The sequence below is a fragment of the Phaeobacter sp. NW0010-22 genome (assembly GCF_040365955.1).
In the GTDB taxonomy this organism is placed as follows: Bacteria; Pseudomonadota; Alphaproteobacteria; order Rhodobacterales; family Rhodobacteraceae; genus OMPR01.
The window spans coordinates 66,653-79,161 of sequence record NZ_BAABWT010000003.1; the positions used below are offsets into that span (position 1 = coordinate 66,653).

The window sequence follows — 12,509 nt, forward strand, 5'->3', positions numbered from 1 at the left end:
CATTATTCAAACGCAGCATTCCCTGCGTAATCTTCTATGATCAGTTCGATGACCTCTATCTCACCCGGTTCAGACGGCAGAACCGCCCGGCAAAGACCACTGTTGGAATCGCACCTCAGGAACCCATCACGCTCAACCCCATCGATCGACAACACGAAAGGTGCTGCCTGTCGCAAGCCAGAGACATCCTGTGCCTCAACCTCTAGTTCTATGGGGCCGGTATCGCCCTTCGGGCGGCGCACATCCACACTCAGAATTTCTGGTGGATCAATGTCGTAAAGGGTCGTTAATTTTGTGATTTGCACGTTTCCAACGGCGTCTGCAGCCACCAGTTCGAATTCATTTTCACCCGGCGACAGGGTGACGGAAAGGTTGAACCGGCCTTCGGACAGAGGCAAGGCCGTACCATTCAGGGTCAACAATACAGCGTCCCCTACAGAGCCTTGTACCTGCAACACCTCATCAGAGGTCGCCCGCGGAGGTGGTAAATCCAAGACCACCTCTGGCGCTATCTGATCCCGCAGGGCAAAGAACTTTAGATCCCCCTCAACGGTCCCACCCGGTGCCAGAACCTCGATCCGGTACACCTGTTCGCGCAGATCGACAGGAACCGTAAATGTCAAAAGACCCGAGGGTTTCGTTTGCGTGCGTACCACGATTTCACCCGTTTGGTCGCGTACCACGACTGTCGACTCTGCTGCTGTGGTTTCTGCCAATACAGACAAATGCTTGGACCGCGTTGCAAGCGCGTCCCCAACACGAGCAATGTCTCCATCCAACACGATTTCAATCGCTTTTGCGGGGCGATAAACCACCAAATGGCTGCGCGTGCTTTGGTTTCCGGCCGGGTCTGTCGCCATGACCGACACCGTGTTTTCCCCGGGCACCAATGCCACCGAGACCAGGAAGCTCCCATCAGTCCCGACCTCGACCGACTGGTCGTTAAGCATGAGTTGCGCATCCAGTTCGGTCGCGCCCAGAACTTCGACTGTAGGTTTGGTTTCGATTGTGCCAGTCGAGGGGGATAGCAACGTCAAAAACGGGGGGGTCGTATCAACGCGTAGGGTAAATACCTGCGGTGTGCTCCATTCCCCCGGCAACCCCAACTTATCCAGTGCCGCAACCCGCCAATGATACCGTGCAGGGGCCAGTTCTGCAGCTACAAATGCAGTCTCACGAATACCCCACTCGGAAACGTGCATCTGATTGAAACCAGCGTCGCTCGCAATTTCAAGCCAGTACCCTTCAGCCCCTTCGAACGTATCCCAACTTAGGTCGGCGCCCTTTGAATACAGGATCTCCCCCATCGTCGGCGCCACTAATCGGGGGCTTTGTAGTACGGCAGCACGCTGTGCCCCTTGCCCTGAAATCACAACGCCTTCGTTCTCGCCCAACAGGATCTTCTGACCACTCTGTTCGATCTCCAATCCGGGCGCGTCGTAATTTACAAACCGAGCTCCAGATTGGTCATTCTTGATCCAGAAATCCGCCGAGTTTGTAGTTGTCTCGATCCCCGGCACTTCGATCTCAAAGGTAGTTTTGTCGGACAATTGGTTGAGCAACGCGTAAAAATCGCCATTCGCCAACGACACTTTGGTCACTTCGCCCCCCGTCAACGGATCCGAGCGCATTCTTTGGATCGTCGCATTGGAGTTTGGGTTAAGCCGCAACCGGCTGAGATCACGAAATGTGATTTGCGTCGTGCTGGATGACAAAGTGCGCACTCGCTCAAATTCGATCAAGATGTCGTTTAAATCCCGCCCCGACCAACTCGGTTCTACGGGCGCGCGGCCTTCAACATCGCCTTGAACATCCGAAACCACCGCCTCGGCCGAGCGATCCCTTTGCGCAATTGAGATATCAAGCGCCTCTTTGGCGAAGTCTCTGGCCACCCCGGCATAGCTGACCACTTGCCGCCATTCGCCGATTTCCCGCTGCCGGACAGCCGCATCTCGATTTTCCAGAGCGTTGCCTATTTCATCTGGTGCAAAAATACGCGCACCTTCGGCATTGGCTTTCTGAATAGCGGTCAACGACGCTAACAACGCCGCATCCGCCGCAAACACTTGACGAACCGGCAATCGCAGTTCGGTACCTGGCGTTAAATCCGCCGGAGACGCGATATTGTTAAGCGCTAAGACAGCGGGCCACAGATCCGGGTCTTTCAAGTAGTTGCCGACAACCCCGCGCAACGTGTCCTGCTCGCCGAACTGCACCACTTGTAGCGGAGCGTTCATGGGATCCGTTTCGGCATGAGCAGTGGCCCAGAGCAACGGTATCGCCCCGAACACCCAACCCAACCGCAGAACAGCCGGTCGATGGCATTTATAAACTCTGGCCCTCAACATAACAGCGCCAATCCCAAAAACAGGTGTCAAAATAACAACGTTAACTATGTTCTGCTCCCCCCTTGGCGTGCTCAAGCAAAATCATTTTGAACACTGAGGAAAGCGAAAAAACTTGGCAAATGATAAGCCAAATTGTGAAAAATACAAACTCTGTCGCCAACTCAGAAACAACAGAGCAGGAGCTCGAACCTACAAACTGACAGGACGATTCCGTTTTAAGGTGCGCAGAACAACATTAGTTTGCGCGCTCGCAACGGCAGGGAGCCGAAAGAGAAACGCCTCCAAAAACTGGTTATATTCTGCCAAATCACGACACAGGACGCGCAGGTGATAATCAGCCTGCCCTGTCGTTGCATAACATTCCTGCACCTCTGGGCTAGTATCAAGAGCGCGAATGAATTCCACAATTTTGTCCGGGTCATGCCGAGTCAAATGCACGTGCACAATCGCCTCGAACCCCAACCCCATCTTGGTCGGGTTCACGACAGCGCCATAGCGTTCAATCACACCTGCCTCTTCCAGACTGCGCACGCGACGCCACAGGGCCGATGCAGACATGCCAACCTGATCGGCTAAATCTGCGTTAGAAAGTTGGCTGTCTTTCTGCAGGTACGTCAAAATGCGGAGATCGCGGTCATCTAGCTGCATGGATCGGACAAAACCTCCACAATAAGGTAAATATTGGTCACTTTACCCGAATTAGCCAAAAAATCCACGGCATTCGACACAATTCTTCAGGCTAGCTGGTTTATTCTCTCGTTCTCAGCCAGGAACAAACACAGGATCCCCGCCATGACCCGCCCAACTCCGGATTTCCGTACATATCAACTGGAAGACCGGTACCAGAACACGGATGGTCGGGTCTTCTTGACCGGAACGCAGGCCTTGGCGCGAATCATGATGGATCAAGCCAGACGAGATCGTGAGGCTGGACTGAACACTGCAGGGTTCATTTCGGGGTATCGCGGATCACCGCTCGGGGCTTTGGATCTGGAACTTTGGCGAGCCAAAGATCGGATCGAAAAAGACAACATCACATTCATGCCTGCCGTCAACGAAGACCTGGGCGCCACTGCCGTTCTAGGCGCGCAACAGGCAACACTTGATCCCCATTGCGAGCACGAAGGTGTGTTTGCCATGTGGTACGGCAAGGGTCCGGGCGTGGACCGTTCAGGCGACGCACTAAAACACGGAAACGCCTATGGCTCCGCCCCCAAGGGCGGGGTGCTGGTTGTCGCTGGCGATGATCATGGCTGTGTCAGCTCATCCATGCCGCACCAATCGGATGTGGCGTTTATGTCGTGGTTTATGCCGACCCTGAATCCCGCCTCAGTCGCGGAATATCTGGAATATGGTGAATACGGTCTGGCCTTATCCCGTTTTTCGGGCACTTGGGTTGGGTTCAAAGCTGTCAGCGAAACTGTGGAAAGCGCCCGATCCGTTGATCTGCGCCCGGATCGCACCTTTACATTACCCCAGATTGATTTGCCCGCCGGCGGCCTGCACGTCCGCTCGGCCGATTTGCCCAGCCCCGAGATCGAAATTCGCATGCAACACAAGTTGCGCGCCGTGCGGGCCTTCGCAGAGGCCAACCCAATCGACAAGCGTGTCTATGATCTGGACAAAGCTAAATTCGGTTTTGTCACCACCGGCAAGGGTCATCTTGATCTGATGGAAGCATTACGCTTGCTGGGTCTGGACGAAGCGAAATGTCGGGACCTGGGCATCGACATCTACAAGGTTGGCATGGTCTGGCCGCTGGCGCGCCGCAATGCCTTGCGCTTTGTAAAAGGCAAGGCCGAGGTGCTGGTGGTTGAAGAAAAACGCGGCATCATTGAATCCCAGTTCAAAGAATACTTTTATGACTGGCCCGGCGACAAACCCCACAAAATGGTTGGCAAGTACGACAGCCATGGCGAACCCCTGATCCCGTGGACAGGTGAGCTGAGCCCCCTGATATTGGCCCCTATAGTGGCGGCGCGACTGGATGCGTTTTTTCCCGAACAACGCCTGCCAGAAAAAGCCAAGGCTCTGACCGACACGCCCCCACAGTTGATCAATGTCGCAGGTGCCAACCGCACTCCTTATTTTTGCTCAGGCTGCCCGCATAATTCATCGACCAAAGTCCCCGAGGGGTCGACCGCAGCCAGCGGCATCGGGTGCCATGTAATGGCCAGTTGGATGGATCGCGAAACCGTTGGCTATGCCCAGATGGGCGGCGAAGGTGTTCCGCACGTCGTGGCCTCCAAATTCAACGGTGGCAAACACATCTTTCAAAACCTTGGCGAGGGGACGTGGTACCATTCCGGCAGTTTGGCGATCCGTCAGGCGGTCGCCGCCAAGACCAACATCACCTACAAGATCCTCTACAACGACGCCGTTGCAATGACGGGCGGCCAACCGGTGGATGGCCCGGTCAGTGTCACCGGAATTGCCCAAACCTGCCGTGCCGAAGGCGTGGATCGCATCGCCTTAGTCTCAGACGACGTGAGCAAATTCAGCAAAAGTCATTTCCCTGCTGACACCTCGTTTCATGATCGCACCGAATTGGATACCGTCCAACGCGAGCTGCGCGATATTCCGGGTGTTACGGTTCTGATCTACGAACAGACCTGCGCAACTGAAAAACGCCGTCGCCGCAAACGGGGCACACTCGAAGACCCAAATCGCTTTGCCTATATTAACGATCTAGTCTGCGAAGGCTGCGGAGATTGTTCGTTAGAAAGCAACTGCCTGAGCGTCGAACCGCGTGAAACCCCATTGGGGCGCAAGCGCAAAATCAACCTTAGCTCTTGTAACAAAGACTTCTCATGCCTGAACGGATTCTGTCCCAGCTTTGTCACCATCGAAGGGGGCAAACGACGCAAGCGCGCTGTACAGCTGGACATCGAAACCGTCGAGGCCGGACTGCCCACCCCTGAGTTTCCACCACTCACGGAGCCCTTTGACCTGTTAGTCACAGGGGTGGGCGGCACGGGCGTTGTCACCGTTGGCGCATTGATCACAATGGCCGCGCATCTTGAGGGCAAAGGATCCTCGGTGCTGGACTTCACCGGGTTTGCCCAGAAATTTGGGACTGTCCTAAGCTATATCCGCCTAAGCACGTCCCCCGAAACCTTGAACCAAGTCCGCATTGATCACAGCGCTGCAGATGCGGTAATTGGCTGTGACATCGTCGTCAGCTCGGCGCCCAAGGCGTCGGTTCATTATCGCAAGGGCACCAAGGTCGTGTTGAATCGCGCTGAAATGCCTACTGGGGACTTGGTATTGCGTCGTGATGCACAGCTAAAAGTCGATGCCCGAGAGGCTGAAATCGGACACGTTGTCGGCCCTGACCACGTCGCAGGTTTCGATGCAAATGCAGCAGCAGAAACGCTGTTGGGGGATGCCGTGTTCGCCAACGTGATGATGTTGGGGTTTGCATGGCAAAAGGGGCTGGTTCCTGTATCCGGTCTTGCGTTGAACCAAGCAATTCTGTTGAACGGTGTTGCGATTGAAAAGAACCGTCTAGCTTTTGCTGTGGGTCGGGCTTTGGCCGTCGATCCAACGCGTTTGCAGGGCTTTACAGATCCCGTGACGACAGAAGAGACGCTAGAGCAGATGATTGCCCGTCGTGTTACGTTTCTGACTGAGTATCAAGACGCAACCTATGCGCAGCAGTTTAGTGATCGTATCACGACCTTGCGGACCAACACATCAGACGACCTTACGTGGATCGCCGCGCGCAATTTGTTCAAGTTGATGGCCTACAAAGATGAGTTCGAGGTCGCGCGGTTGATGACTGCAGATGCATTTGCATCAGAGTTGTCAGAGCAGTTCGAAGGCGACTTCACTGTCAAATATCACATGGCGCCCCCCTTGCTGAACACCGGAAAAGACACCCGAGGACGCCCGATGAAACGTGCCTTTGGCACATGGCTTCGCCCAGTACTTGGTGCGCTGAGCAAGGCGAAATCCTTGCGCGGCACCGCCCTGAATCCCTTTGGGTTTCACAGCGAAGCCCGGATGCATCGCGACACGCTGCGCTGGTACGAAGATCTGTTAGATCAAGCAGGCAAGGACTACGACACAAAGACCAATGCAAAGTGGACCACAGCCCTATCTGTCGCGGATGACATCCGAGGCTATGGACCCGTGCGTGAAACGGCGATCATAGCCGCCCGTGACGCAGCGCAGGCGACCTTGACTTAACCCAGAACAGAAAAGCTGCTTTCTTCATTTATCGGGCGTTTGCGGGAATAGAACCCAACGTCGATGCTGCGCCCGATATACGGTAGGTCAAATTGCAAGGGTGTGGTGTCGTGATCTGCCCCACCTTCGCAATAGTTGATCAAAGCGGTCATCATCTTCCCTGCTATTGGTGCGTTCTTATATTGGTTCCCACTGGTGCCGCACGCCATATAATACCCCGGCAAACTGGACTTGTCATAGATCGGGATCCAATCCGTCGATGCATCATAAAGATCAACAACACCCCGCGTTTTAGACGGTATGCCCAAACTCGGCACGCGCTGCGCATACCGCATCGCCTGTGTCGTCCACTGGTCCGTGAAATCAGGGTTATAATCGATGTCTGTTTCGCACCACTGATGGGGATCACATTCTGGGTCTTCTGATCCGATCAAAATATGATTGCCGTGTTCAGGGCGTGCATAAAGCGCGATATCGCTATCTGAAATGATCGTGCCTTGCTCTTCAAAATCAAACCCTTCTGGGGCTGGCACATGTACCACTTCCTGACGAAGGGGGCGCGTCTGAATTGTCATATCTTCCAAAACCCCAGCCATTGTATTGATCTGCGCCGATCCGGGGCCCGCCACGTTGATGACGACTGACGCCGTGATCTCTTCACCACTTGTCAGCTTCACGCCGGAGACGCGACCGTCAGCCTGCAGAATTTCAGAAACCTCTGCCCCGGTGCGCACTTGGGCACCATGTTGACGTGCCGCATCCATCAGATTTTGCGCACTCAGCGCCGGGTCGGTGACATAGCCCGCTTGAGGCCAAAACACCGCACCGCTCATCTGGGCCCCATTAGGTTGACCAAATTCAGGGTCTTCTAAACGCTTTGCCGGTGCAAAACTCTCCATTGCATAGATTGGTAACCGCTCTTGGATCTTCTCCCGGCTCCACTCTTCATATTCGCAGCCCAACGCCGCACTGTTGTCCATGTGATTTTTCATAAACCCGTTGGCTTCGGTTTTCATCACCAAGCAACCGGTCTGTTTGAACTTCGCCAAGTTGGCATCTGCTGGCAGCCCCAGATATGCAGCCCAATCACGCCAATAATGATACCCTTCCCACGCAAAAACAGTGCCATCAAAAGTCGAATAGTGCATTCGAATAATCGCACAGGAACCCGCTGTTGATCCATGACCGACCTGCTTATTCCGATCCAAAGACAGTGTTTTCCACCCTGCCTTGGACATCTCAAACGCAATGGCAGCCCCGATCACGCCAGTCCCAATGATTATCGCGTCAGGCTTACTCATATGCTCTCCTCCCAAAAGCTTTTGGCATAGGTACCAAATTCTTCAATCTCAGCGGGTTGCGCTTCGACTCCGGTAAACACCAGCAAATAGTGCGGCAACAATTGGAGACGGAATTCAACAGGCTCATTCAACTGCGCCAAATCATATCCAATCTGCATATAGTAGAGCACACGCGCCCGGGTGACCGCCTCGATCTGGGCGTATCCAAACCTTGCGAACATCGCGGTCAGTGCCTCGGTTCGGCGCGCATCGGATTGATCCAGAATGCGCCGAACCTTGCCAGATCTGCGCGCCCAATCACGCACTGCGAAATCCAAAGCAGTATCGAACAAACGCGGATTAACCACACAGCGATGCACGTTGCACACCGCCGCAGTAATCGTCTCCGCCTCCGTTTCGGATTGTTGGATCAACGCCGCAGTGTTCGTCGCCTGCCACCGCGCAAGCAGCGCATCCAACAGTTCCTGACGTGATTTGAAATACCAATAGAACGAAGACCGCGACACAGCCATACGTGCTGCAAGGTTCAGCACCTTGACCTGATCCACCCCATCAGAAATCAACACATCCATCGCCACATTCAACCAATCGTCACGCGTAACCTTGATATTTCCGGTCAGCGGCTCGGCCTTGGGGTCATCCCGGTGCAGAACTGGTTTCGTATTCATCTTCACACTCTCAACTCTCTGGCGCCGCACCGCCCTGTTCGGTGCGCCGTGCTATGAAATCCCGCAGTCCATCGATCCTGTCCGGATCATGTGACGGGGCTTCGAAATTATCCACGATGTTTCGCCAGATACCTGTCGCGCGATTGTCAGCATCCACCGCCCCGCGCTCTGTCCATGTGCCAAAGTTGGACCAGTCCCCAACCAAGGGTTCATAAAACTGGGTCTGATAGCGCTCCATCGTGTGACTCGCGCCAAAGAAGTGCCCCGACGGCTGTACTTCTCGCAACGCATCCAGTGCGATATCAGCATCAGTTGCAGGTGTACCAGCACACAGCTCGGCCACCATCTGCAACACCTCCAGATCTGTTATGATCTTTTCGTAGGACACGGTCAGACCACCCTCAAGCCACCCAGCCGAATGGATCACCACCGAAGCCCCGGCCATCAGACACCCCCAAAGACCAAACTGGCTTTCATTGGCGGCCTGAGCATCGTTAATGTTGGCTGCACTTCCCCCGGCACAACGCCAAGGCAACCCAAGACGGCGCGCCAGTTGTCCCGCTACCAGCGAAGCGGTGAAATGCTCCGGTGTACCAAAAGCGGGCGCGCCGGATTTCATATCCACATTGCTGGTAAAAGTACCGTAACACGTTGGTGCCCCGGATTTGGCAAGCTGTGTCAGGGTGATCGCGGCCAACGCCTCGGCGTGGGACAAAGTCATCGCCCCGGCCACCGTAATCGGTGCCATCGCCCCCATCAACGTAAACGGTGTAATGATCGACACCTGTCCAGCGCGTGCGAAGTCGATCAATCCCTGCGCCATTGGCATATCAATCACCCGCGGTGAGTTGGTGTTGATGATCGTGTAGCAATGCGGTGTGGCGTGAAATTCATCATCCGAGGTGCCGCGAAAGTCGCGGATCATCTCGAATCCGTCCATTACCTGCGGTGTCCCGCGCGAATAGATAAACGGCACCTTATCGCTTTGCGTCAGTACCGTCTGGGTCATCGCGTAATGACGCAAGTGCATAGGAATGTCTTGGGCTTCGACCAAAGGTGGCACCATCTGCAGCACATCAAAATGCTGCGTGAGCTGTACCATCTCACGAAAATCGCTGAGGCTGCCGGGCCGCCTGCCCCGCTCCAAATCCGTCGCATGGGGCGCCCCCGCCCCCGGCTGAAACACAAGATTTCCCAACTCTAGCGTGATATCGCGCGCACGTACCGCACCCCGGATCGGTATGGATTTGGGTGCCGACGCGACTGCTGCCTCGACCATATCCCGCCCGATGAATACCATTTCATCATCGACCCGGGCACCACCTGCTTTGAATAGCGCGCGCGCTTCGGGCAACAGGACCTTGATGCCGATCTCTTCCAACACTGTGAGGGAGGCCTGGTGCAACGCCTCGATCCGGTCCTCGCTAAAGGCATTCATCGGAGGAAAGGGATTCCGCAGGTTGTGATAATCCACCTTGCGCTGCTCTGCTGGTGCACCTGTACGGGCGCGACGTCCCCGCCTGCTCATGCTCGCATCGCTTTACCCTGAGGGTCATAAGGAGATGGTGCAATAACGGTCGCCGTACGCTCAGTGCCAACTACGTGCACAGTCAACTCTGCACCCTCGCCCGCTTGGTCCCGGTTCACCAAGGCCATCGCAAGAGATTTCCCTGTGCTATGGCCAAACCCGCCCGAGGTCACAAAGCCAACCTTTTCGTCGCCCGCCCATACAGGTTCATACCCGCTGGCATCCGCATCCGTTGCGTCAATTTCCAGCGTGACCTGGATCTGTGCCGGGCCATTACCATCGCGTTCTGCCACTGCGGCTGATTTTCCAACAAAGTCCTTATCCCAATCGATCCACCGGTCCATTCCGGTCATGCCCGGGGTATAGCCTTGGGTGAATTCAGTGGACCAAATGCCAAACGATTTTTCCAACCGTGTCGACAGCATTGCGTTGAACCCACATTCGCGGATCCCCTCACCTGCCCCGGCCTCTAACAACATGCGACGTAGGGCAATGTGATCCCCGTACCGACAGTTAATTTCGTACCCTTTTTCACCGGTTACAGACATACGGGCCACTTTGGTGCGGATCATGCCAATATCGAACTCCCCACATCCCATGAATTTGAGGTGCGAAATATCCTGTTCTGCCAGCTTTTCGATCACCTGTTGTGATTTCGGTCCAACCAGACCAAACCCGCAAATCTCTTCGCCCAGATCCCGAACCGTTACACCGTCCTGCATATGGTCGTTGAACCATCGCATATGCCAGGCGCGCAGATAATAGCTGCCCATGATCCACCACGTTCCATCCCCCCAATTGAGAACGGTCAGATCCCCTTTGAGCTTGCCACCTTCGCTCAACATCGGGGCCAGTTTCGCACGCCGCGGCCCGGGGAGTTTGCTGGCCATAATCTCATCCAGCCACCCTTTGGCATTTTCTCCGCTAACCTCGAACCGGGAAAATCCGGTGATGTCCAACAGGCCAACACCATTGCGGATCACACGACATTCTTCGGCGACGATATCAAACGCATTGGATCTCTTAAGAGAGGGCCTCTCTTCAAACCCTTGCGGGGCAAAATACAATGGCACCTCAAGATCCCAGCTAGTGCCCCATTTGCACCCCGCAACCGTCATCGCGTCATGCGCCGGTGCCATTTTCAAAGGGCGCCCTGCTGGCAATTGTTCGTTAGGATAGGTCATAACGAACCGACGCGAATAAAATTGACCCGTCGTTTCGCGGATATAGCGTTTGTTCTGCGCAAAATCGCCGTATCGCGCAACATCCATACCATAGACATCCGCTTCTGGTTCTCCATAGATCATCCATTCTGCCAGCGATTTGCCGACACCGCCGCCCTGCAAAAACCCGGCCATCACCGCGCAGGCGGTCCAATACCCGCGCTTGCCCGGCACAGGTCCAACCAGTGGATTACCATCTGGTGAAAACGTGAACGCCCCGTTGACCCATGTTTTCACGCCCACGTTTTGCAAATCTGGATAGCGTTCGAACCCAAGCGTGAGCTCTTTTTCGATCCGGTCCGTGTCTTCCTGAAACAGCTCCATTCCATAATTCCAAGGGGCACCATCCATGGCCCAATGTTCATGATCGACCTCATAAATCCCCAGCAACAGCCCCTTTTGATCCTGCCGCATATAGGTGAAGCCTTCGAGGTCCACGGTCATGGGCACCTCGAAATCCAATTTCTCCAATGCAGGAATCGTATCCGAGACCAAATAGTGATGTTTGAGCGGTGAAACTGGTAGCTCAACCCCGGCCATTCGACCCAGTTGCTTGGCCCAAAGCCCGCCTGCGTTTACGACATGCTCGCAGGTGACCGTGCCTTTTTCAGTTACGACCTGCCACCCGTCCGCTGTCTGATGCAATTCCAGAACCTGATTGTGCTCAACCACTGTCGCGCCATGTTTTTTGGCAGCACCCGCATAGGCATGAACGGTTCCAGTAGTGTCGACATAGCCTTCGCGATCGGCCCACATGCCCCCCAACATGCCCTTGGTCGACATGATAGGGTTCAACTCTCCGGCCTCTTCTGGGGTGACCAGTCGGCAGTCTTCAATCCCGATGGATTGGAACACCCGGTAGGCGGATTGCAACCATTCCCACCGATCTGGGGTGCCGGCCATCGTCAGGCCACCGGTCATATGCAGACCAATGTTCTGGCCGCTCTCTTTTTCGATTTCTGGCAGCAGATCGATTGTATAGGCCTGCAGTGCCGCAATGTTGGGGTCTGCGTTCAACGCATGAATACCGCCTGCCGCGTGCCAACTGGACCCGGCGGTCAGCACGGACCGCTCTATCAGGCACACATCTTTCCAGCCCATTTTGGCCAAATGATACAGAACCGAAGCGCCAACAACGCCCCCGCCAATAACCACAACACGATAATGAGATTTCATCCGACCCTCCCCGGAACATGTTGTTTGGCACGCTAGGCGCACTGTTCACATCTGTCTAGACAATTCTGTACATT

General features: G+C 55.0%; 7 protein-coding genes. 1 reads left to right on the plus strand and 6 read right to left on the minus strand.

Going from position 1 to position 12,509, the window contains the following annotated elements; translation table 11 throughout:
* Positions 1-2: 2 nt before the first annotated feature.
* A complete protein-coding gene (locus ABWV33_RS07220) occupies positions 3-2,237 on the minus strand; it encodes a FecR domain-containing protein (RefSeq protein WP_353329723.1) in 2,235 nt (744 codons plus the stop codon).
* Positions 2,238-2,537: 300 nt separating this feature from the next.
* On the minus strand, positions 2,538-2,996 hold the full coding sequence (locus ABWV33_RS07225; RefSeq protein WP_353329725.1) for an Lrp/AsnC family transcriptional regulator: 459 nt from the start codon (positions 2,994-2,996) through the stop codon (positions 2,538-2,540).
* Between the two features lie 144 nt (positions 2,997-3,140).
* On the opposite strand from ABWV33_RS07225, the gene ABWV33_RS07230 reads away from it, so the two are divergent.
* A complete protein-coding gene (locus ABWV33_RS07230; RefSeq protein ID WP_353329727.1) occupies positions 3,141-6,539 on the plus strand; it encodes an indolepyruvate ferredoxin oxidoreductase family protein in 3,399 nt (1,132 codons plus the stop codon).
* Here ABWV33_RS07230 and ABWV33_RS07235 read toward each other — a convergent pair.
* The 4 genes from ABWV33_RS07235 to ABWV33_RS07250 are packed head-to-tail and all read right to left on the minus strand — an operon-like array spanning position 6,536 to position 12,435.
* The gene (locus tag ABWV33_RS07235) at positions 6,536-7,840 is read right to left on the minus strand and encodes an NAD(P)/FAD-dependent oxidoreductase (RefSeq protein ID WP_353329729.1); all 1,305 of its coding nucleotides are present in this window, start codon (positions 7,838-7,840) and stop codon (positions 6,536-6,538) included. The two genes, ABWV33_RS07230 and ABWV33_RS07235, sit on opposite strands and share 4 nt — an antisense overlap.
* Positions 7,837-8,508: a TetR/AcrR family transcriptional regulator gene (locus ABWV33_RS07240; protein ID WP_113825208.1), complete on the minus strand. Its 672-nt coding sequence runs from the start codon at positions 8,506-8,508 to the stop codon at positions 7,837-7,839. Before ABWV33_RS07240 ends, ABWV33_RS07235 begins: the two co-directional genes overlap by 4 nt.
* A gap of 10 nt (positions 8,509-8,518) precedes the next feature.
* Positions 8,519-10,036, minus strand: coding sequence for a trimethylamine methyltransferase family protein (locus ABWV33_RS07245; protein WP_353329731.1), 1,518 nt, complete (start codon positions 10,034-10,036; stop codon positions 8,519-8,521).
* The gene (locus tag ABWV33_RS07250) at positions 10,033-12,435 is read right to left on the minus strand and encodes a GcvT family protein (RefSeq protein WP_353329733.1); all 2,403 of its coding nucleotides are present in this window, start codon (positions 12,433-12,435) and stop codon (positions 10,033-10,035) included. Before ABWV33_RS07250 ends, ABWV33_RS07245 begins: the two co-directional genes overlap by 4 nt.
* Positions 12,436-12,509: the final 74 nt, after the last annotated feature.